The following is a 21,493-nucleotide window of genomic DNA, read 5'->3' on the forward strand; positions in this document are numbered from 1 at the left end:
GCCGAAGCGCCGGAGCGCCGCGCGGATCGGGACGGTCAGGGTGCGAGCGCTCGCCCGAGCAGAGTCACCGCTGCCCCGAGGCAGAGGGCGCCGAGCAGGGCCAGCCCCAGGAGGACGAGGACGACGTCCGAGATGCGAAGGGCGGATCGGTGCCGGTCGACCCGGCTCCACGTCCGCGGGCGGGGCCGGTGCTTGGCGAGGGCGCGCCGGGTCGGCGTGCGGCGGGGCAGCGTGATGTGACGCATTTCAGCCGCCCGCCGAGAAGGTCTGGCCCAGGCCGCCGGCGAGGTGCTCGACGATGGGCCCCAACGCCAGTGCCGGAAAGAACGTCAGGCCGCCGACGATGAGGATCACGCCGACGAGGAGCCCGACGAACAGGCCGCTGTCCGTCGGGAAAGTCCCGGCCGAGGCCGGCACGGTCTTCTTCGCCGCGAGCGAGCCCGCGATGGCGAGCGCCGGGACAATGACGAAGAAGCGGCCGAACAGCATTCCGAGGCCCAGCGTGGTGTTGTAGAAGGCCGTGTTCGCCGTCAGGCCCCCGAAGGCCGACCCGTTGTTCGCCGCCGCCGAGGTGAAGGCGTAGAGGATTTCCGAGAAGCCGTGCGGACCGGCATTGGCGGGTCCGGCGAGGCCGGCCGCGACCACCGTCGCCAGGGCCGTGAAGCCGAGCATCATCAGTGGCAGGCACAGGATCGCGAGCATCGCCATCTTGACCTCGCGGCCCTCGATCTTCTTGCCGAGGTATTCGGGGGTGCGTCCGACCATCAGGCCGGCGACGAAGATCGTCACGATGACGAAGACCAGGATGCCGTAGAGGCCCGCCCCGACGCCGCCGACGATGATCTCGCCGAGCTGCATGTTGATGAGCGGAACCATGCCGCCCAGCGCCGTGAAGCTGTCGTGCATGGCGTTGACCGCGCCGCAGGACGCCGCCGTGGTGATGGTGGCGAACAACGCAGAGGCCAGGATCCCGAACCGGACCTCCTTGCCTTCCATATTGCCGCCGGTCAGCCCGAGTCCGTTGAGGACGGGGCTGCCCGCGCTCTCGGCTCCGTAGACGATGGCGGTACCGGCGAGGAACAGAACGGCCATGGCGGCGAGGATGGCCCAGCCCTGGCGCTCGTCGCCGACCATTCGGCCGAACACGTTGGTCATCGCCGCGCCGAGGGCGAAGATCGAGACCATCTGGACGAAGTTCGCGAGGGCCGTCGGGTTCTCGAACGGATGCGCGGCATTGGCGTTGAAGAACCCGCCGCCGTTGGTGCCGAGCATCTTGATGGCGACCTGGCTCGCCACGGGACCGACCGCGAGGGTCTGCTTGGCGCCCTCCAGGGTCGTCGCCGCCACGGCCGCCCCGAGGGTCTGGGGAATCCCCTGGGACACTAGGAACAGCGTGTAGACGACGCAGAGCGGCAGCAGCACGTAGAGGGTGGTGCGTGTGAGATCGACCCAGAACGAGCCGATCGTGCGGCTCGAAGCCCGGCTGAACCCGCGCACCAGCCCCACCGCCAGGGCGATGCCGGTGGCCGCCGAGAGGAAGTTCTGGTGGGTCAGGCCCAGCATCTGCGTGAGGTACGACAACGTCGTCTCGCCGCCATAGGATTGCCAGTTCGTGTTTGTGACGAAGCTCGCGGCGGTGTTGAAGGCGAGGTCCGGCGCGACCGCCGTCTGGCCGTCCGGATTCAGCGGCAGCGCGGCCTGGATGCGCAGGAGCGCATAGAGGGCGAGGAAGCCGAGGACGTGGAAGGTCAGCATCGATAGCCCATAGGCCAGCCAGTGCTGTTCCTGCCGCGCATCGATGCCGGCGGCGCGGTAGAGGCCGCGCTCGATGGGGCCGAGCGCGGGCGACAGGAGGGTGTGCTTCCCCGCGAAGACGCGGGTCATGTAGCCACCGAGGGGGCGGGCAAGCGCCACCACGACCGGGCAGAACAACGCGATCTGAATCCAGCCATTCAGGGTCATGGGGAGGGTTCCGTCAGAACCGCTCGGGGCGGACGAGGGCGTAGGTGAGATATCCGAACAGCCCCAGGGCCGTGAGGGCGCCGAGTGTCAGGTCGAGGGTCATGGCGCGGGGCTCAGAGGCGTTCGCAGAGCGCGGCGTAGCCGGCGGCCAGGCCGAAGAAAGCGAGCCCGAGGGCGATGAACGTGATGTCCGGCATGGTGCGTCCGTTGCGGTTCGGCGAGCCGGTGTCGGGACTGGCCGTGCTCGTTGACCCTTGTGGACGCGTTCCGCATGAGGGTTCGAGATGGAAGCGCGGGCGATTTCATAAGGATCCCATCAGGATCGCCAGACTGTGTGTCGTGCTCGTTCGAGGGGAAGCCCCCTGAGGATTACGCGCCGAGAGCCGTCCGCAGCGCGAAGGGCCGAACCCAACGGGCACCGGCCGCCCGGAGTCCGATCCGGGTGCACGAGACACCTTTTTACAGCCAATTGATCCAAGTTAATTACGCCGTCGATCCACACGCCGAGAAAGGACGCCGACCTCGCGCGAGCGGTCGGGTTGCGCCGCGGTGACGGCTGCCTTCTTCCATGCCGGAGCCCTACATCCCTATGGCGAAGAATAGCTCGGGAAGCCGCGGCAAGACGAACCCGGAGATCGAGCCCGCTTACCGCGCTCTGGTTCTCGGGAAGGATGGCTCGCTCGTCGGGTCGGTCCGCCTCGACTCGCGGAACGACGAGGAGGCCTGCGCACGTGCGAAAGCGCTCGTCGATGGCCACGCCATCGAGCTCTGGCAGGGCGTGCGCTTCATCGAGCACTTCCCGATGGGCGATTGAGGCGGACCCGCCGCCGACGGGCGTCGCCCCAAAAGTAGCTGGAGGGCCGCCTATCGCCCGCCGAGGGAGGCCGGTTGTCCCGGAAGGGTCACCCGGTGGCCGGTGTCCGTGAGGGTATCCCCCACGACTCGGTAGACGCCGAGCGTCCGGTCGACGTAGTTGCCGACGTAGACGTAATCACCGGACGGACTGAAGACGATGCCCTGCGTCACAGCCCCGGCTGGGGCTTCGGCGACGCGCCGGACCTGGCCGTCGGGCGCGATGGAAAGCAGCGCCACGGCCCCGTTCGGCGTGTAGCCCGGACTGCCGTGCGGTGCGCTCGCCCCGCGTACGACCGAGACGGCGGCGTGGCGTCCGTCGGGGGCGATGGCCAGGGATTCGGGCGTGTCGCCGATGCCGAGATGATCGATCACGACGGGACGAGTCCCATCGGCACGGATCACGCTCACGGTGTCGGCATGGCCGTCGCTCGGCTCGGGCCCGGTATTGCCCGTGAGGGCGACGGCCCCGTCCGGCGTGACGGCGAGACCGTAGACGCCGGGGCCGACGGGCAGATCGAGTCCGGTTTCGGAGCGCACCTGCGTTCCGTCGATGGACAGGACACCGAGCTTGGCGGCCTTGTTCTTCGCGACGAAGGCCCGGCGCCCGTCCGGCGCGAAGGCCACCGCCGCCGCTTCGTCGCCGACATCGATGGTGGCGACCGTGCGCACCGTGGTCCCGGCAATGGTCAGGACGGTGACGCTGCGACCCTCGCGGTTGGCAACCAATGCCAGGCCGCCGGACCTGTCGATGGCGATCCCGGATGGCTGACGACCGACCTTGACCGTCTCGACAAGACGGGGCGGCACGGCAGCGAGATCGATGACATGGAGCCGGTCGTCGGGCTGCGCGTACCAGGCGGTCCCCTCCTGCCGCATCAGGACGGAACTCGCGACGAGGCCGAGCCGACCGTTCGGGGTGATTCCGAGGTTGGTCGGTGGTCCGTAGACGGAATTGTCGAGGGGCAGGGTATGAACGAGGCGAGGTCTTGCCTCGTCGCTGACATCGAGGATGCCGACGGAATCGTGGCCATTCGGGCCGTTGCGGCCGCCTGCGGGATCGAAGAAGGTCTTACCGTCGAGGCCGACAAGGATGAAGGGTGGCGCCCCGGCCGCGGATGCGCTGGTGACGACGAGAAGCGCGATCGCCCGGACGGCGTTTGTGAGGGTTCTTCTCATGACCCCGACATAGGGGACATCCGCCGGAAAGCCCGTCCGTTGCATCGCCGCTTTGCGGCCGGCCCCGTACTGCGACGCCCGGCCGTTTCCGTCGTTGCCCCTCGGGCATAGGGCCTAGGAAGCCACCCTCATGTATTTGAAATTAATTCAGTGTTGCCTCACGACCAAATTCCAACCTTAAGCAAGACATCTATATTGATTTTATCATGTGATTAAACTATTTCTTAGATTTGGTCGGCATCAATAACTAACGTAGTTTACGACGTCGACCTCCTGATAGTCAACGCTCGATCACTTGCTCGGTCTCTGGCCCGAGGGCTTCCGCTATGGCCCCGACCACGTCTTTGAATTCGACAAGTCACCTTCGGTCATGTCGCCGACAGCGAGGACGCGGTGCGGGCCATGGCCGAGCGCCTCGTGCGTGAGGCCGAAGCGCGAAGCTGCACCCCGTGCGGCGAGCGGCCGGGCCGCGAGCGGCCGGGCCGCGAGCGGACACGCCAGCTCAATTCCCCTTGGCGGGACGGCGAGGCATCCGGCTGCGGCCGGTCCTGATCGCGTGTGACAGCGCAGTCCGTCATGCGAACGACCAGCGCTTTCGGGGGGCTCTGCTCGGCCAACGCAGACAGGCTGTCGAGGGCGACGGTGCCGGACGGTCGCGTTGGGGGACAGACGATGTTCAACCCGATCGTTCGTTTGCCGGTCTCGGGGACCATTCTGTTGACCATCGTCGATCATCCCGCTCCGACAACGGCGCCGGTATCCCGTCTGAGAACCTCGGGACGGTGTTCGATCCGTTCTTTACGACGGGGCGCGACCAGGGCGGCCTCGGCCTACACATTGTCTTCAGCCTCGTCGCAACGAGCGTACAGGGGCAGATCGAGATAGCCAGGACCGCCGGTGGGAGCCGTCATCACCCTCGATCTTCCCATGACGCTGACGCGCGCCGATCTGTACCCGCAAGAGATCCCGGCCAAATCGGTTGGGCATCGAAGCCGAATCCCGGCGAACCGCAAACCCATTGATCGCCGGCATGTCCTGGGATCAATGGGGCCTGCGTGAACCGTTCGACGGTCGGCGCGCGTAACCGTGCGTTGCGCTCATCGCCTTCGCGCACGAATCAAGGATGCTCCATGATCGACCTGTATTACTGGCCAACGCCGAACGCCCACAAGGTGACGCTGTTCCTCGAAGAGACCGGTCTGCCTTACACGATCAAGCCCGTGAACATCGGCACCGGCGAGCAGTTCAAGCCCGACTTCCTTGCCATCTCCCCCAACAACCGTATGCCGGCCATCGTCGATCACGCGCCCGAGGGCGGTGGCGAACCGGTGTCGCTTTTCGAGTCCGGCGCGATCCTGCTGTACGTCGCCGAGAAGACCGGTCGGTTCATCGCGCGAGACCTGGGTGGCCGCGCCGAGGTGCTGCAATGGCTATTCTGGCAGATGGGCGGCCTCGGGCCCATGCTCGGCCAGAACCATCACTTCACCCAGTACGCCCCCGAAAAGGTACCGTACGCCATCACCCGCTACGTCAACGAGACAAATCGGCTCTACGGCGTCCTCGACCGGCGCCTCGCCGATCGCGCGTTCGTGGCCGGTGCGGATTATTCCATCGCCGACATGGCCGCCTATCCGTGGATCGTGCCCTACGAGAAGCAGGGCCAGACCCTTTCGGATTTCCCGAACCTCGCGCGATGGTTCACGACCATCGCGGAGCGCCCGGCCACAAAGGCGGCCTATGCCCGTGCACCGGAGGTCAACCCGGATTTCGGCAAGACCATGAGCGAGGACGCCAAGAAGGTGATGTTCGGTCAGACCGCCGAGGGGCGTGCCTGATCCTCAACCGCGGAGCGAATCGAGGGCGACCGGGGCGGCATGCGGGCGGGTCGCCAGCATGCCGTCGAGGAGCGCCAGAACCTCGGCCCGGCCGCAATTGGCGGCCGGCTCGAACGGCGTCCAGGTCTGGGTGAAGTCGAGCTGGGCGAACACGTCGCGGTAGCGCCGCAACTCGTTCGTGGTGAGCGGCACCCCGCGCACGAACGCCTTGTGAGCCGAGATCGTGACGGCCCGGCGGAAATCCTTCGGGTCGAGCTCGAACTTCAGGGCGTCGCCGCAGAACAGGATTTTTCGCGATCGGTCGAACAGCACGGCGTGGCCATCGAAATGTCCGGCGGTGCGGTGGAGTTCGAGTCCCGGCAGGGGCTCGAGAAAATCGTCGTAGGGCCACGACACCTGAAGCGCTGCGCTCCACACGAAGTCGGCGGCCGGCAGGCATAATTCCGGGTCGAACCGGTCCTGCAGTTGCACCAGAGCGCCGTAGGCGTGCGGGTGGGACGACGACAGCACCTGCATGCCGCCGAGGTTCGCGATGTGCTTGAGCGCCGCTTCGCTGAAGACCGGGCAGGCCTCGAAGCCCATGTTGCCGTGTGGCGTCTGAATCAGATACGCGCTCGGCCCGATTCCCGAGACCGGGTCGTTCCAGAACCGCCAGACACCCGGCTCCAGCTCCTCCCAGTGGCAGGGAAAGCGCGCCTGCGCCTCCGCCTCCGTCCAGAACTGCCATCCGTTCTGCGGCACCACGTGGCGCGCGTCGAGGCACATGGGGCAACCGGCCGGAGCGGTGAAGTGGCGCTGCCAGAACCCGCAATTGTCGCAGGTGTAGGCGGGCAGATCGAGGGCGCCCGCGAAGGGCAGGTAACCGGGAGACACGGGGGCGTTGCTCGGGTTGGCCAGACGGCGTTGCGGGTGGCGTTGATCGATCCCTTTAACTAAGGGATCGGCGCGGGGCTGTGGCACGCATATAGGGCATCGGCCCGAAAGGTGGTTGCCGGCTTTCGGAAAAGTCGATGCCGAGACAAGCGCCTCGATACGGCGCCGCGCCTGAACGCAACCGGAGGATCATGCCCGTCTCCTCGATCGCCTTCGACCTCACCCGCCTCATCACCCGGCTTCGTCACGCCTCGCCGAGCGGAATCGACCGGGTCGACCTCGCCTACGCCCGCCATGTCCTGGGGCAGACCGGTGCGCGCTTCGGCCTCGTCTCGACGGCCCTCGGCCCGAAGGTGCTGGAACGGGCCGAGGCCGCCGCGATCGTCGAGGCTGTGGCGGCGGGCTGGGTCGAAGATCGCGCGGCGGAGGACGATCCGGTCTATCGCCGCCTTGCCGGAGCCCTCGGCTCACCCGTGCGCGAGACATCGAGCCCGCCGCGGCGCCCGGACACCGCCGCACGCCGACGCCTTCAGGCCCGCACGGCCTGGACGGTGCTGCGCGCACGCGGCCCAGACCGCCTGCCGAAGGGGACGGTCTACCTCCACACCTCGCACCTGCGCCTCGACAGGCCGGAGCGGTTCGACTGGCTCTACGACCGCCGCGACATCCGCCCGGTCTTCTTCGTCCACGACCTCATCCCCATCGCCTATCCGGAATACGGCCGACCCGGCGAAGCCGAGCGCCACGCCACCCGAATGGGGACCATCGCGGCCCATGCGGCCCATATCCTCGTGAACTCGGCCGACGTCGCGGCGCATCTCTCGGGGTATCTCGCGGCCCGTGGCCTTCCCCAACGCCCGACGACCGTGGCCTGGCTCGGCGTCGAACCGGTGTTCCAGCCGGCCTCAGGCGCCCCGAACTTGGTGCCCGACCGTCCGACCTTCGTGGCCTGCGGCACCATCGAGCCGCGCAAGAACCATCTCGGCCTGCTCAACCTCTGGCGCGACCTCGCCCAGCGCCACGGCCCGGCGACGCCGCGCCTCGTCCTCGTCGGACGCCGGGGCTGGGAGGCGGAGAACATCATCGACATGCTGGAGCGCTGCCCGGCCATGCGGGCGCACGTGATCGAGGTCGGCGGTCTATCGAGTCACGGCCTCGCCCGCCTGCTTCAGGGGGCCACCGCACTCCTGATGCCCTCCTTCGCAGAAGGGTACGGCTTGCCGGTTGTGGAAGCCGCAGCCTGCGGCCTGCCCGTCGTCGCCTCGGATCTTGCGGTGCATCGCGAGATCGGAAGCGGCTTCGCCCACCTCCTCGACCCCCTCGACGGTCCGGGCTGGCGCGAAGCCATCGAGGCGCTGAGCGCTCCCGCCTCCCCCCTGCGGGCGGACCTGAAGTCGCGCCTCGACGGCTACGCACCGCCCGACTGGACAGGGCATTTCGCCGGCGTCGACGCGGTTCTGGCCGAGCGCGTTGCGGCCACCTCCCCACGCGCTTAAAACAACAGCGGACGAACGAGGATGGATCAATGAACGTGGTCGATCTCGACCGGGATACGGTCAAGACGGGGCTCGCCGACGGGACGATCCTGCTTATCGACGTGCGCGAGCCGCATGAATATGCCAGCGGTCACATCCCGGGCTCGGTCACGCACCCGCTCTCGACCTTCGATCCGGACGCAATCGCCGCCCTGGTGTCGGAGGATGGCAGGCGTCCGGTGTTCTCCTGCGCTGCCGGCGTCCGCTCCGTGCACGCCCTGGCAGCCGCACAGCGGGCGGGGCTCGCCATCGACGCCCATTACATCGGCGGCTTCAAGGATTGGTACGGCGCCGGCGAGCCGATCACGCGATAGCTTCGCGGCTCGACCACCGGATCAGGCCGTATTCGCGAACACCGCGTTCGGTTTCAGGCGGACGAGCGACCATGTGCGGCAGCGCACTCCATGGGCGGCACCGTACCTCTAGCTCGAAGGGCATAGGGATTATCGATATGCGCAGGCGTCCGCTCTTCCGTTTTCTTCCGGCCCTCGGTCTCGCCCTGGCTGGGCTTCCAGTTGGGGCGGGCCTTCCGGTCCTGGCCCAGGCGCCGGGCGGTCCACCGCCGAAGGTGACCACGGCCAAGCCTGTGGTTCGCGAGATCGTCGAGACCGACATGTACACGGGCCGGTTCGATCCCGTGGAGATCGTCGATGTCCGTGCCCGGGTCACGGGCTACCTGGAGAAGCTCAACTTCCAGGACGGCGCCAACGTGAAGAAGGGCGATCTGCTCTTCGTCATCGACCGGCGCCCCTACAAGGCCGCCCTCGACCAGGCCCAGGCCGCCCTGGTCTCCGCCAAGGCGCGGCTGAACTTCTCGCAGACCGACCTCGATCGCGCCCAGACCTTGAGCCGCTCTGGCAACATCTCCGAGCAGGTCACGGACCAGCGCCGCCAAGCTTCGCAGACCGCGCAGGCCGATGTCGACAGCGCCGACGCGCAGCTGCGCCAGGCCCAGCTCAACTACGACTTCACCGAGGTGAAGGCCCCGATCTCGGGCCGCATCAGCAGGCGCCTCGTCACCGAGGGCAACATCGTCATCACCGACCAGACCCTGCTGACCACCATCGTGTCCCTCGACCCGATCTTCTTCGGCTTCACAGTCGATGAGCGCTCGTTCCTGAAGTACCAGGGATCCCTCGGGATCGGCATGGGTCAGACCCAGCGGGGCAAGGGCGTTCCGATCCTCATTGCGCTCACGGGCGAAGAGAAGCCGACCCGCAAGGGCGTCCTCGACTTCGTCGACAACCGCGTCGATAACGCCACCGGAACCGTGCTCCTGCGCGCCACCGTCGAGAACCCCGACGGTTTCATCAAGCCGGGCCTGTTCGGTATCGTGTCGCTGCCCGCGACAAAGCCGTACCAGGGCATTCTGTTGCCGGACGACGCGGTCTCGGCCAACCAGGACAAGCGTGTGGTCTACCTCGTGGCGGACGACGGCTCGGTCGCCTCGCGCGAAGTCAAACTCGGTCCGAAGGTCGACGGCTACCGGGTGATCCGCGACGGGCTGAAGGGCGACGAGAACGTCGTGGTCAACGGCCTGTCCCGCGTGCGCCCCGGCGCCAAGGTCACGGCCGAATCGTCGACGCTGCCGCCCCGCAAGAGCTGACGGACAGCGATTCCCCGTTCCCGTGTCCGTCGACCGGTCCGCTTGCGCAGGATCGACGGGCACCGGCAAGATCACGTGTCGTGCCGCGGTCCCCGGGTCGTCGCACGACACGCCCGTTTCGCGGCGCGCCGGGTGGGGGCAAGGTGCCTCGCGAGACGAACGTCCGGCCCATCGCCGGTAAGACCTGAGGAGAGCGTGCACCCGGATCGTCCGTGATCCGTGCGCCCGTCCGCTGACGACAAGACGGTCCCGTCCGGGGTGAACCCCCCTGGAGCGGCGAGAGGTTCACCCCATGCGTTTTGCCCACTTCTTCGTCGATCGACCGATCTTCGCGTCCGTGACGTCGATCCTGTTCCTGATCATCGGCTACGTCTCGTACGCCTCCCTGCCGGTCTCGCAGTACCCTGAGATCGTACCGCCCACCGTGGTGGTGCGCGCCTCCTATCCGGGCGCCAATGCCGAGACGGTCGCCGCCACCATCGCCACCCCCATCGAGCAGGAGGTGAACGGCGTCGACAACATGCTCTACATGACGTCGCTGTCGACCAACGACGGCAACATGCAGCTCACCGTCACCTTCAAGGTCGGCACCAACCTCGATATCGCCAACGTGCTGGTGCAGAATCGCCTCTCGGTGGCCCAGCCGCGCCTGCCGCCAGACGTACGCAACCTCGGCGTCACCGTCCGCAAGGCCTCGCCCGACCTGATGCTCGTCGTGCACGTGCTCTCGCCCGACAACACCTACGACCAGAACTACCTCTCGAACTACATCTACCTGCGGATACGCGACGAGCTGCTGCGCCTCGACGGCGTCGGCGACATCACGGTGTTCGGCGGCAGCGAGTACGCCCTGCGCATCTGGCTCGACCCCAACAAGCTCGCCGCCTACGGCCTCTCGACCACCGACGTGCTGACCTCGCTGCAGGAGCAGAACGTGCAGGTCGCCTCCGGCGCCCTCGGCGCGCCCCCAGCTCCGGCGTCGAACGCGTTCCAGCTCGTGGTCCAGTCCCAGGGACGGTTCCAGACCCCTGAGGAATTCACGGAGGTCATCGTCAAGGCCGCCGACGGCCGCCTCGTGCGTATCAAGGACATCGGCCGCACGGAAATGGGCCAGAAGGACTACACCACCCAGTCCTTCCTCAACGCGACTCCGGCGGTGGGCGTCGGCGTGTTCCAGCGGCCCGGGACCAACGCCCTCGAGGCGGCGAGCCAGGTGCGCCAGACCATGGACGTCATCGCCAAGAACTTCCCCCCCGGCGTCGAGTACAAGATCGCCTACAACCCGACGGAGTTCATCGAGGAATCCGTCCACGAGGTTTACAAGACCCTGTTCGAGGCCGTCCTCCTCGTGGTCATCGTGGTGCTGGTGTTCCTCCAGAGCTGGCGCACGGCGCTGATCCCGGTGATCGCGATTCCCGTGTCGCTCATCGGTACCTTCGCGGCCATGGCGGCCTTCGGCTTCTCGGTGAACAACCTCACCCTGTTCGGCCTCGTGCTCGCCATCGGCATCGTGGTCGACGACGCCATCGTTGTGGTGGAGAACGTCGAGCGCAACATGGCCGAGGGGCTCTCGCCCGGCGACGCCGCTCACAAGACCATGGACGAGGTCGGCGGCGCCGTGGTCGCCATTGCCCTCGTGCTGTCGGCGGTGTTCATCCCCACCGCGTTCATCCCAGGCATCTCGGGGCAGTTCTACAAGCAGTTCGCCCTCACCATCGCGGCGTCGACCATCATCTCGATGTTCAACTCGCTCACCCTATCCCCCGCGCTCTGCAAGCTGCTCCTCAAGCCCCACCACGAGCACAAGCCGCCGAAGTTCTTCCTCGCGCGCTTCATCGCGTGGTGCGCCAACACCTTCAATCGCGGCTTCGACGCTCTGTCGAACGGCTACGCCCGGATCATCCAGTTCCTGACCGGGCGGGTGATCGGCCTCATCGGCATGCTGATCGTCTACGGCTGCGTGCTCGCCGGTACGCTCCACCTCGTCACCACCGTTCCGACGGGCTTCATCCCGCAGCAGGACCAGGGCTACCTCATCGGCGTGGTCCAGCTTCCCGCCGGCTCCGCCCTCGAGCGGACGACGGCGGTGGTGCGGCATGCCGCCGAACTCGCCCGCAAGGTCGATGGCGTCGCCAACGCCGTCATCATCTCGGGCTTCGACGGCGCGACCTTCACCAACACCACCAACGGCGCGGTGATGTTCCTCACCCTGAAGGGGGCCAAGGAGCGGGCCGCGACGGGACGCACCGCCGCCGTCATCACCGGCGACGTGTTCAAGGCCACGGCCGGGATCCAGGAAGCCCGCGTCCTGTTCATCCCGCCCCCCCCCGTACGCGGCCTCGGCAACGGCGGCGGGTTCAAGATGCAGATCGAGAGCCGGCAGAGCTCGGCCATCGGCCCGCTGCTGGCGGCCGCCAACGAGGTTCTGGCCCAGGCCAACCAGAGCAAGGAGGTGCAGCGCGTCTTCACCACCTTCGGCAACGACACGCCGCAGCTCTTCATCGACATCGACCGCACCATGGCGCGGATGTTGAACGTACCCCTGGCGTCGGTGTTCGCGACCCTGCAATCCAATCTCGGCGGTGCCTACGTCAACGACTTCAACGCCTTCGGCCGTATCTACCAGGTCCGGATGCAGGCCGACGCGGCGTTCCGCCTGGAGAAGCGCGACATCGAGCAGCTGAAGGTCCGCTCGTCCACGGGCGCCCTGGTGCCCATGGGAACGCTGGCCTCCATCCGCGAGATCAGCGGACCGCAGATCGTCCAGCGCTTCAACCTGTTCTACTCGGTGCCGATCCAGGGCGACGCCAAGCCGGGGATCTCCACCGGACAGGCTCTGGAGGCCATGGAGAAGATCGCCCAGACCATGCCGGAGGGGTATTCCTACGACTGGACCGAGATCGCGTTCCAGCAGAAGGCCACGGGCAACACGGCCGTCTATGTCTTCGCGCTCGGCGTGCTCCTCGTGTTCCTCGTGCTGGCCGCCCAGTACGAATCCTGGGCGTTGCCGCTCGCCATCATCCTGGTGGTGCCGACAGGCGTGCTCGCCGCCCTCGCGGCGGTGCAGTTCCGCGGCCAGGACAACAACATCCTGACGCAGATCGGGCTGATCGTTCTCGTCGGCTTGGCGGCCAAGAACGCCATCCTGATCGTCGAGTTCGCCCATCAGCTCGAGGAGACGGAGCACAAGGGGCCGGTGGCGGCCGCCGTCGAGGCCTGCCGCCTGCGCCTACGCCCGATTCTGATGACGGCGTTCGCGTTCATCCTCGGCACGGTGCCCCTGGTGATCGCCACCGGTCCGGGCGCCGAGATGCGTCAGGCCCTCGGAACCGCCGTGTGCTTCGGCATGATCGGCGCGACCCTGTTCGGCCTGTTCCTCACCCCGGTGTTCTATGTCGTGATCCGCAACCTGTTGATTTGGATCGCGAAGAAGCGTGGCAAGAACCCGGACAACACCACGCCCGATAAGCACGATCCCCACGCGACCCCGTCGCACGCCTGAGAAACCTATGGCTTCGAACGCCCTCATCCGACGTTCGAAGCCACCTTAGGGGTTGCGTCCCGGAGGGTGGAAAGCTAAGACGCCTCCACCCCGCAAGGGGCGTCGCACTCGCCACCGGCCCGGTCGATCGCACCTCCCCCAGAGATGCGTGTTATGGGTTCGGGAGAGGGGAACGGCGGATTTCGGAGCGATCTGACGGAGTATAGCGCAGCCCGGTAGCGCACCTGTCTGGGGGACAGGGGGTCGCAGGTTCAAGTCCTGCTACTCCGACCAATCAAAGCACGGAAACAGCCGGAGGCTGGATCCGCCGCTCCGAGAAAAGGCCGAGGTGCATCGCACCTCGGCCTTTTTCATGTCCCGTCTCTCGTTTCACCGCCGCCCGCCGCCAGTGCGCGCGGCAACGGGTCGATCAGAAGAAGATCGGCCGGGCGCTGGCGTGGTGCTCGGCCAGCACGTCGTCCGTTGCCGGATCGATCTCCCGAAGGATGGCGTCATAGCCCCACAGGTCGGCAAGGTGCTGGAGTACCCGCCGTGCGTCGTCCTTCTGCAGGGTGATGCGGTTGAGCGCCTTGTGGTGCACGATGAGGCGGCGGTCGCCTTCGAGATCCACATCCATCACCTCGATATCCGGATCGAGCCAGGCGACGTCGTACTGGCGGGCGAAGGAGCGACGCATCTTGCGGTAGCCGCGCTCATCGTGGATCGCCTCGACGCGCAGTTCCGCCTCGTCGGGATCGTCGACCACGTGGAACAGCCGCATCTCGCGCATGAGCCTCGGAGACAGGAACTGCGCGATGAAGCTCTCGTCGCGGTAGTTCGCCCAGATGTCGCGCAGGGTCGCCATGGCGTCGCCCGTGCCGGCGATGTCGGGGAACCAGGCCCGGTCCTCCTCGGTGGGCTGCTCCACGATGCGGGCGATGTCCTGCATCATGGCGAACCCGATGGCGTAGGGGTTGTGGCCGCCGTAGCCGCGCTCGTTGTAGTTCGGCTGGCGGATGACGTTGGTGTGCGAAGTCAGGAATTCGAGGTACGCCGCCTCCCCGATGAGGCCCTTCTGCGAGAGGGAATTCATGATCCGATAGTGGCAGTAGGTGGCGCAGCCCTCGTTCATCACCTTGGTCTGGCGCTGCGGGTAGAAGTACTGCGCCACCAGGCGCACGATGCGCAGGATCTCGCGCTGCCACGGCCTGAGGCGTGGGGCGGCCTTCTCGAGGAAGTAGAGCAGATTCTCCTGGGGCAGTTCGAGGAGCGCCTTGCGGCGCTCGACGGCGAGGTCGGGGCGCACGCCGGCGATCTTCTGTGGCAGCGTGCGCCAGAGGTCGTTGTAGACCTGCTCGCCGTGCTCGGCCCGTTCCCGTTCGCGCCGCTGCTCCGAGGCGAGATCGGGCCGCTTCTTACGCGGGTAGCGGTGGACACCCTGGTTCATGAGGGCGTGGGCGGCATCGAGAACCGATTCCACCGCCCCGTGGCCGTAGCGCTCCTCGCATCGGGTGATGAAGCCCTTAGCGAAATCGAGGTAATCGAGAATGCCGTCGGCGTCGGTCCACTGCTTGAACAGGTAGTTGTTCTTGAAGAAGTGATTATGGCCGAACGCCGCGTGGGCGATCACCAGGGTCTGCATCGTCGCCGTATTCTCCTCCATCACGTAGGAGATGCACGGGTTGGAATTGATGACGATCTCGTAGGCGAGCCCCATCATGCCGCGGCGGTAGCTGGCCTCGTGCTGGGCGAAGTGCTTGCCGAACGACCAGTGCTTGTAGAACAGCGGCATGCCGATGGAGGCATAGGCATCGAGCATCTGCTCGGCGGTGATGATCTCGATCTGGTTCGGGTACCACGAGAGGCCGAGTTCCCGCGCCTCGGCCTCGCAGGCGTCGTGGATTCGTTTGATCGTGTCGAAGTCCCAGTCGTTGCCGGTGAAAAGGGGCGTCCGGGCGCCCGGCACCGGATCGAACGTGGGGCGGGTGATGCTGCCGACCATGGTCGTCCTCTGATCCCAAGCGGTTCGTCTCGCCTCCCCTCCCCGCGACGGGGAGGAGAAAGCCGTCGTCGCCTCAGGCTTCCGCTTCCGCCCGCGCGTCCTTGCGCCCGAACAGCTCGCGGAACACCGGATAGATGTCGCGCCGGTGGTTGACCTTCCGCATGGCGATGGCGCCGCCGGATTTGGCCAAGCCCTCGTAGGTGCGCCACAGGGTGGTGCGGTGCTCGACGAAGCCGGCGCGGGGACCGTTCTCGTCGCCGACCTCGAGATAGGCGAAGTGCTGGCAGGCGGGCAGGATATGGGCACGGAGCAACTCCGTGGCGGTCGGCCCGTCCGACGAGACGTTGTCGCCGTCCGAGGCCTGCGCCGCGTAGATGTTCCAGTCGTTGGGGTCGTAGCGCTCGGTGATGACGCGCTTCATCTCCACCAGCGCCGACGAGACCAAGGTGCCCCCGGTCTCGCGCGAGCCGAAGAAGGTCTCCTCGTCCACTTCCGTCGCCTTGTCGGTATGGCGGATGAAGACGATCTCGACGTGGCGGTAGCGCCGGGTCAGGAAGATGTGCAGCAGGATGTAGAAGCGCTTGGCCAGATCCTTCATGTGCTCCGTCATGGAGCCGGACACATCCATGAGGCAGAACATCACCGCCTGCGCCACGGGGCGCGGATAGGCCTCGAAGCGGCGGTAGCGCAGATCGAGCGGGTCGACGTAGGGAATGCGCTTGGTGCGCTCGCGCATGGCCGCCAGGGCCAGGAGCAGGTCGGGCAGGTCGGGATGGCTCGACGGCGTCTCGGCAATGCGGGCTTCCAACGCCGCCAGCTCATCGGGCTTCGGGCGCTTGAGGGCGATGCGCCGGGACATCGAATTGCGCAGCGTACGGGTGAGCGCGAGGTTCGCGGGCGAGCCCGACACGGTGTAGCCGGCCCTCCGCAACCCTTCCGTCTCCACCACCGAGAGGCGGCGCTTGGCCAGATCCGGCAGTTCGAGGTCTTCGAGGAAGAGTTCGAGGAATTCGTCGCGGGTGAGGACGAAGCGGAACGCGTCCTCGCTGTTCTCCTGGCCCTCCCCGCCCTCGCCGGAGCCCCTGCCGCCCCCGCCGCCGGGCGGGCGCTCGATGCGGTCTCCCTCCACGTAGGTCTTGTTGCCGGGCAGGATGTGGTCATGCAGTCCCGTGCCGGCCTGGCGGGCGAAGCGCGGCTCCCGCACCCCGTCCAGGGGCACCGACACGCGCCCGTCCTTGCCGAGATCCTTGATGTCCTTCTCGCGGGCGGATTCCCGCACGGCGCGCTGGGCCATGTCCTTCACGCGGCGCAGGAAGCGCTGGCGGTTGGCGAGGCTTTTGCCCCCGGGATTCAAGCGACGGTCGACGATGTGCATCCGGTGTGTTTGCCTTCGCCCTCAAGAGTCTCGCGGGTTTCGACGGGCCGGAAGCGGCCGCCTGACGGCGGCCGCCTTCGTCGCGGGATCGTCCTATCCGGCCTGCTTCACCCGCATGTACCATTCGACCAGTCGGCGAACCTGCCGCTCGGTGTAGCCGCGCGCCACCATCCGATCGACGAACTCACCGTGTTTCTTCTCGGTGTCGCCATCCTTCTTCGAACCGAAGGAGATGACCGGCAGCAGCTCCTCGACCTGGGAGAACATCCGCCGCTCAATGACTTCCCGCAGTTTTTCGTAAGACGTCCACGACGGGTTGCGACCACCATGCTGCGCCCGGGACCGGAGGGCGAACTTCACCACCTCGTTCCGAAAATCCTTCGGATTGGCGATGCCGGCGGGTTTTTCGATCTTGGTCAGCTCCTGGTTCAGCAATTCGCGGTTGAGAAGCTGGCCCGTCTCGGAATCCTTGAAGTCCTGATCCTCGATCCACGCATCGGCATAGTCGATGTAGCGGTCGAACAAGTTTTGACCGTAATCGTGATACGATTCGAGGTAGGCTTTCTGGATCTCGTGGCCGATGAACTCGGCGTAGCGCGGCGCCAGCTCGGTCTTGATGAATTCGAGGTAGCGCTTCTCGGTCTCGGGCGGGAGTTGCTCGCGGCGCAGGGCCTGCTCCAGCACGTACATGAGGTGCACGGGGTCGGCGGAGACTTCCGTGGTGTCGTGGTTGAAAGTCGCGGCCATCACCTTGAAGGCGAAGCGGGTCGAGATCCCGTCCATGCCCTCGTCGACGCCGGCCGAATCCTTGTACTCCTGCATGGAGCGGGCTCTGGGATCGACCTCGCGCAAGCTCTCGCCGTCGTAGACCCGCATCTTCGAGAAGGCGTTGGAGTTGGCGTGCTCGCGCAGGCGCGAGAGCACCGAGAAGCGAGCAAGCATCTCCAGGGTGCCGGGCGCGCAGGCGGCCTGCGACAGCTCGGAGCCGGAGACGAGCTTCTCGTAGATCCGCTGTTCCTCCGTCACACGGAGGCAGTACGGCACTTTGATGACGTAGATGCGGTCGATGAAGGCTTCGTTATTCTTGTTGCCTTTGAAGGTCTGCCACTCGGATTCGTTCGAGTGGGCCAGAATAATGCCCGTGAACGGGATCGCGCCGATATTCTCGGTGCCGACGTAGTTGCCCTCCTGCGTCGCCGTCAGCAACGGGTGCAGCATCTTGATCGGCGCCTTGAACATCTCGACGAATTCGAGGACGCCCTGGTTGGCGCGGTTGAGGCCGCCGGAATATGAGTAGGCATCGGGATCGGCCTGGCTCAGGGTCTCCAGGCGCCGGATATCGACCTTGCCGACGAGGCTGGAGATGTCCTGGTTGTTCTCGTCGCCTGGTTCGGTCTTGGCGATACCGATCTGGCGCAGGCGCGAAGGCCGAACCTTGATCACCTTGAACTGCGAGATGTCGCCGTTGAACTCGTCCAGGCGCTTCAGCGCCCAGGGGCTCATGAGCCCGGTGAGACGACGGCGCGGGATGCCGTAGCGTTCTTGGATCTCGGCCCCCATCACCTCGGGGTCGAACAGCCCGAGCGGGCTCTCGAACACCGGCGACACCTCATTGCCGGCCTTCAGCACGTAGATGGGGTGAACCTCCATCAGGGCTTTCAGACGCTCGGCGAGGGAGGATTTGCCGCCACCCACGGGGCCGAGGAGGTAGAGGATCTGCTTGCGCTCCTCCAAGCCCTGTGCGGCGTGCCGGAAGAACGAGACGATCCGCTCGATGGTCTCCTCCATGCCGTAGAACTCGGCGAAGGCCGGGTAGACCCGGATCGTGCGGTTCATGAACACCCGGCCGAGGCGCGGGTCCTTGGCGGTGTCCACGAATTCCGGCTTGCCGATCGCATCGAGGATGCGCTCGGCCGCCGTAGCGTACATCAGCGGTTCGTCGCGGCACGCTTCGAGAAATTCGGAGAGGCTCATCTCCGTATCGCGGCGCGCCTCGTAACCACGGGCGAAGCTCTGGAACAGGTCGTTCGTCGACGGCATAGGCATTCCGATCCCCTCACGACAGCGACAGCTTCATCCTGTCTCGGCTGAGATGCAACTGACAGGCCCAGTTTTGTCGCAGTGCGATCATCGCATGGGGCCAGCCTGTGTCGCGTGTCACGCCGCTCGTTCCAGGGGATCGTCGAGCGCCCGGCGATCCCGAGCCAGACCATGCACGACGGCGCGGCTCGTGGGCGTTCCGTCCGCCTCAGAGGTCGGTGCCGGCCTTCGTCGCATCCTTGGCGGGCGCATCCTTCTTCGACCCGTCGACGGTGATGCGGATGTTCTGGGTCTGCACGTTTCCGTCGGAATCCTTGACGTCCACGGTCACCTCGTCGGTGCCGGTGTAGCCGTCCTTGCTCTGGTAGAAGAGCGCCTGCACGGCCGCTTCCTTGCCGGGGCAGCGGTACTTGGCCGGGGTCTTGATCTTGCCGACCTTGGTGATGAGAGACCCGTTCTTCGGCGCACCACTGACGCGGATCTCCGGCATCGGCCCGGCCGTGCAGTCCTTCTTCAGGTTCGGAACGATGGCGAGACGCACGGACTTGCCGGGCGCGGCCGTCTCGCTGCGGGTCACGGTCGTCTGCGCGAAGGCGGGTGCGGTGAGAAACAGACCGGCGACGAGGGCGGCGGTCGAACGGGCAAGCAGCATCGAGAACACTCCGGCGCGGACCGCGTCCCCGTGCGAGGGCATCGGGCGGGCGAACGCGTCCATGCGATGTGGGGATGCGGAGGCGACGCGTCGAGGGTCCCGATCAGACTTGGCAGTGTCCGTCCCGGGACCGTCGCGGGCCGTCAGGGGTGGGGCCCCGGCTCGTCGGTCGACGCGTCCATGTCGGATAGGCGTTGCAGATCGTTCAGGATCGACCGGCAGGCATAGAGGTCGTCGAGGACGGCTTCGAGAACCGGACGGGCATCATCGGGCAATCCGTGGATCCCAGGCGCATCCAGCTCCTCGGGTCCGTGGTTCTCGGGTGGGGACGCCGCAGCGATTTCGGCCTCGCCACGCCCGACGCTCTGGACGAAGCGGAGCCCCTTCTCGCGTAGGATCGCCTGAGCCCCCTTGATGGTGTAGCCCTGCCCGTGGAGCAGGCTGCGGATGCCTTTCAGGAGGTCGATGTCGTCGGGTCGGTAGTAGCGCCGTCCGCCGGCCCGCTTGACCGGGCGGACCTGCGCGAACCGCGTCTCCCAGAAGCGCAGAACGTGCTGAGGAACTTCGAGCTCGTCGGCCGCTTCCTTGATCGTGCGGAAGGCGGTCGCACTCTTCTCCTGAGCGGCCCGGTCCGGCGTGTCGCGGGGGTCGGCGGCGGCCAACGACATCGGAGTCCTCATTCGTCGTCGTCGTGATCACCGGTGCCATTCAGCCCGTTGATGCGGGCTTTGAGCACGTTCGACGGCTTGAACACCATGACCTGACGCGGCTCGATGGCCACCTCGACACCGGTTTTCGGATTGCGGCCGACACGCCGCCCTTTGCTGCGAACCACAAAGGACCCGAACGACGACAGCTTCACCGTCTCGCCACTGGCAAGACACGTGCAGATTTCAGACAGCACCGTCTCGACCAAAGCCGAGGATTCCGTGCGCGAGAGGCCGACCTGCTGATAGACGGCCTCGCTCAAATCGGCGCGTGTGACCGTCTTTCCCGACATGCGCATACCCCCGGCATCGATTCGTGTTTTATTGCTTATCTGTCTGAGAGGGCACGCTAATCGGCGTTGGAGCCGGGGTCAACCGTGCGGGTGATTCACCAGCGGATCAGGGCCGCACCCCAGGTGAAGCCGCCGCCGATGGCCTCGATCATCACGAGGTCGCCATCCTTGATCCGCCCATCCTTGCGGGCGACGTCGAGGGCGAGGGGTATCGAGGCTGCCGAGGTGTTGCCGTGCCGGTCGACGGTGAGCACCACCTTGTCGCGGGCGATACCGAGCTTGTCGGCCGACGCCTCGATGATCCGCCGGTTGGCCTGGTGCGGCACGAACCAGTCGAGGTCCTCGGCCGTTGTGCCGGACGCCCGGAACGCGTCGTCGATGACATCCGTGACGGAACCCACGGCGAAACGGAACACCTCCTTGCCGGTCATGCGGAGGTGCCCGGTGGTGCCCGTCGAGCCGGGGCCGCCATCGACGTAGAGCTTTTCACGATGGCGTCCGTCGGAACGCAGACTGGCGGTGAGTACCCCGCGGTCGGCGCTGGTGCCCTCGCCTTCGCGGGCTTCAAGGACCACGGCGCCGGCACCGTCGCCGAACAGCACGCAGGTGGTGCGGTCTTCCCAATCCAGTAGGCGCGAAAAGGTCTCGGCCCCGACCACGAGGGCACGCCGGGCCGCGCCGGTGACGAGAAACTTGTCGGCCGTGGTGACGGCGTAGACGAAGCCGGCGCACACGGCCTGGAGATCGAAGGCGACGCCGCCCGTCATGCCGAGGCCGGCCTGGATCTGCGTGGCCGTCGACGGGAAGGTGTGGTCCGGCGTCGAGGTGGCGCAGATCACGAGGTCGATGTCGGCCGCCGTGAGACCGGCGTCGTCCAGGGCCGCCTGCGCCGCGCGGGTGCCGAGCAGCGAGGTCGTCTCGGACGCGTCCGACAGGTAGCGCTGGCGGATGCCCGTGCGCTGGACGATCCAGTCATCCGAGGTCTCGACGGTTTTGGCGAGCTCGTCGTTGGTGACGCATCGGGCCGGCAGGGCGGAGCCGCAGCCGACCACGACGGAGCGCAGGCACGTCATCGCTGTGTCCTCGACCACCCGAGAAGCC

The 21,493-nt window shown here is 66.7% G+C and carries 19 protein-coding genes and 1 tRNA gene; 8 read left to right on the forward strand and 12 right to left on the reverse strand.

The window, feature by feature from the left end; genetic code table 11:
* Nucleotides 1–35: 35 nt before the first annotated feature.
* From ASG60_RS07370 to ASG60_RS07380, 3 genes are read right to left on the reverse strand one after another with little or no spacing between them, the layout of a single operon-like run.
* Nucleotides 36–245: a hypothetical protein gene (locus ASG60_RS07370; RefSeq protein WP_056262353.1), complete on the reverse strand. Its 210-nt coding sequence runs from the start codon at nt 243–245 to the stop codon at nt 36–38.
* 1 nt (nt 246) lies between these two features.
* The gene (gene kdpA / locus ASG60_RS07375) at nt 247–1,962 is read right to left on the reverse strand and encodes a potassium-transporting ATPase subunit KdpA (RefSeq protein WP_056384791.1); all 1,716 of its coding nucleotides are present in this window, start codon (nt 1,960–1,962) and stop codon (nt 247–249) included.
* Nucleotides 1,963–1,975: 13 nt separating this feature from the next.
* Nucleotides 1,976–2,065, reverse strand: coding sequence for a K(+)-transporting ATPase subunit F (locus ASG60_RS07380; RefSeq protein ID WP_056174250.1), 90 nt, complete (start codon nt 2,063–2,065; stop codon nt 1,976–1,978).
* Nucleotides 2,066–2,551: 486 nt separating this feature from the next.
* Here ASG60_RS07380 and ASG60_RS07385 point away from each other — a divergent pair, with 486 nt between their 5' ends.
* Nucleotides 2,552–2,776, forward strand: a complete 225-nt coding sequence (locus tag ASG60_RS07385; protein ID WP_056174248.1) for a hypothetical protein — start codon at nt 2,552–2,554, stop codon at nt 2,774–2,776.
* Between the two features lie 50 nt (nt 2,777–2,826).
* Here the strand turns inward: ASG60_RS07385 and ASG60_RS07390 are convergent, their stop codons facing one another.
* On the reverse strand, nt 2,827–3,993 hold the full coding sequence (locus tag ASG60_RS07390) for a YncE family protein (protein ID WP_056384793.1): 1,167 nt from the start codon (nt 3,991–3,993) through the stop codon (nt 2,827–2,829).
* Between the two features lie 449 nt (nt 3,994–4,442).
* On the opposite strand from ASG60_RS07390, the gene ASG60_RS23730 reads away from it, so the two are divergent.
* On the forward strand, nt 4,443–5,015 hold the full coding sequence (locus ASG60_RS23730) for an ATP-binding protein (RefSeq protein ID WP_277996229.1): 573 nt from the start codon (nt 4,443–4,445) through the stop codon (nt 5,013–5,015).
* A 108-nt stretch (nt 5,016–5,123) separates the two neighbouring features.
* Nucleotides 5,124–5,828, forward strand: a complete 705-nt coding sequence (locus ASG60_RS07395; RefSeq protein ID WP_056384794.1) for a glutathione binding-like protein — start codon at nt 5,124–5,126, stop codon at nt 5,826–5,828.
* 3 nt (nt 5,829–5,831) lie between these two features.
* On the opposite strand, the gene ASG60_RS07400 is transcribed toward ASG60_RS07395, so the two are convergent.
* The gene (locus ASG60_RS07400; protein ID WP_056174243.1) at nt 5,832–6,701 is read right to left on the reverse strand and encodes an MBL fold metallo-hydrolase; all 870 of its coding nucleotides are present in this window, start codon (nt 6,699–6,701) and stop codon (nt 5,832–5,834) included.
* A gap of 191 nt (nt 6,702–6,892) precedes the next feature.
* Between ASG60_RS07400 and ASG60_RS07405 the strand changes: the two genes are divergently transcribed.
* The 5 genes from ASG60_RS07405 to ASG60_RS07425 all read left to right on the forward strand — a co-directional run bounded on the left by ASG60_RS07405 (nt 6,893) and on the right by ASG60_RS07425 (nt 13,617).
* Nucleotides 6,893–8,197, forward strand: coding sequence for a glycosyltransferase family 1 protein (locus tag ASG60_RS07405; RefSeq protein ID WP_056384797.1), 1,305 nt, complete (start codon nt 6,893–6,895; stop codon nt 8,195–8,197).
* Between the two features lie 29 nt (nt 8,198–8,226).
* Nucleotides 8,227–8,550, forward strand: a complete 324-nt coding sequence (locus ASG60_RS07410; RefSeq protein ID WP_056174239.1) for a rhodanese-like domain-containing protein — start codon at nt 8,227–8,229, stop codon at nt 8,548–8,550.
* Nucleotides 8,551–8,687: 137 nt separating this feature from the next.
* Entirely contained in the window at nt 8,688–9,842 is a 1,155-nt protein-coding gene (locus ASG60_RS07415) for an efflux RND transporter periplasmic adaptor subunit (protein WP_056174237.1), read from the forward strand.
* Nucleotides 9,843–10,134: 292 nt separating this feature from the next.
* Nucleotides 10,135–13,344 carry a multidrug efflux RND transporter permease subunit gene (locus tag ASG60_RS07420; RefSeq protein ID WP_056174235.1) on the forward strand — a complete coding sequence of 1,070 codons (3,210 nt, stop codon included), beginning with the start codon at nt 10,135–10,137 and terminating at the stop codon, nt 13,342–13,344.
* A 196-nt stretch (nt 13,345–13,540) separates the two neighbouring features.
* Nucleotides 13,541–13,617, forward strand: a tRNA-Pro gene (locus ASG60_RS07425).
* 136 nt (nt 13,618–13,753) lie between these two features.
* Here the strand turns inward: ASG60_RS07425 and ASG60_RS07430 are convergent.
* From ASG60_RS07430 to ASG60_RS07460, 7 genes are all read right to left on the reverse strand, one after another.
* Nucleotides 13,754–15,325, reverse strand: coding sequence for a SpoVR family protein (locus ASG60_RS07430; protein ID WP_056384799.1), 1,572 nt, complete (start codon nt 15,323–15,325; stop codon nt 13,754–13,756).
* Between the two features lie 73 nt (nt 15,326–15,398).
* The gene (locus tag ASG60_RS07435; RefSeq protein ID WP_056304248.1) at nt 15,399–16,700 is read right to left on the reverse strand and encodes a YeaH/YhbH family protein; all 1,302 of its coding nucleotides are present in this window, start codon (nt 16,698–16,700) and stop codon (nt 15,399–15,401) included.
* A gap of 93 nt (nt 16,701–16,793) precedes the next feature.
* A complete protein-coding gene (locus tag ASG60_RS07440) occupies nt 16,794–18,746 on the reverse strand; it encodes a PrkA family serine protein kinase (protein WP_056384801.1) in 1,953 nt (650 codons plus the stop codon).
* A 202-nt stretch (nt 18,747–18,948) separates the two neighbouring features.
* Entirely contained in the window at nt 18,949–19,392 is a 444-nt protein-coding gene (locus ASG60_RS07445; protein WP_056174944.1) for a hypothetical protein, read from the reverse strand.
* Between the two features lie 143 nt (nt 19,393–19,535).
* Nucleotides 19,536–20,060 carry a MerR family transcriptional regulator gene (locus ASG60_RS07450; RefSeq protein WP_056384803.1) on the reverse strand — a complete coding sequence of 175 codons (525 nt, stop codon included), beginning with the start codon at nt 20,058–20,060 and terminating at the stop codon, nt 19,536–19,538.
* 8 nt (nt 20,061–20,068) lie between these two features.
* Nucleotides 20,069–20,392: an integration host factor subunit alpha gene (locus ASG60_RS07455; protein WP_056384819.1), complete on the reverse strand. Its 324-nt coding sequence runs from the start codon at nt 20,390–20,392 to the stop codon at nt 20,069–20,071.
* Between the two features lie 95 nt (nt 20,393–20,487).
* Entirely contained in the window at nt 20,488–21,465 is a 978-nt protein-coding gene (locus ASG60_RS07460; RefSeq protein WP_056304251.1) for a beta-ketoacyl-ACP synthase III, read from the reverse strand.
* Nucleotides 21,466–21,493 lie beyond the last annotated feature (28 nt).

Origin of the sequence: Methylobacterium sp. Leaf469 (genome assembly GCF_001424745.1) — a bacterium.
Lineage (GTDB): Bacteria > Pseudomonadota > Alphaproteobacteria > Rhizobiales > Beijerinckiaceae > Methylobacterium.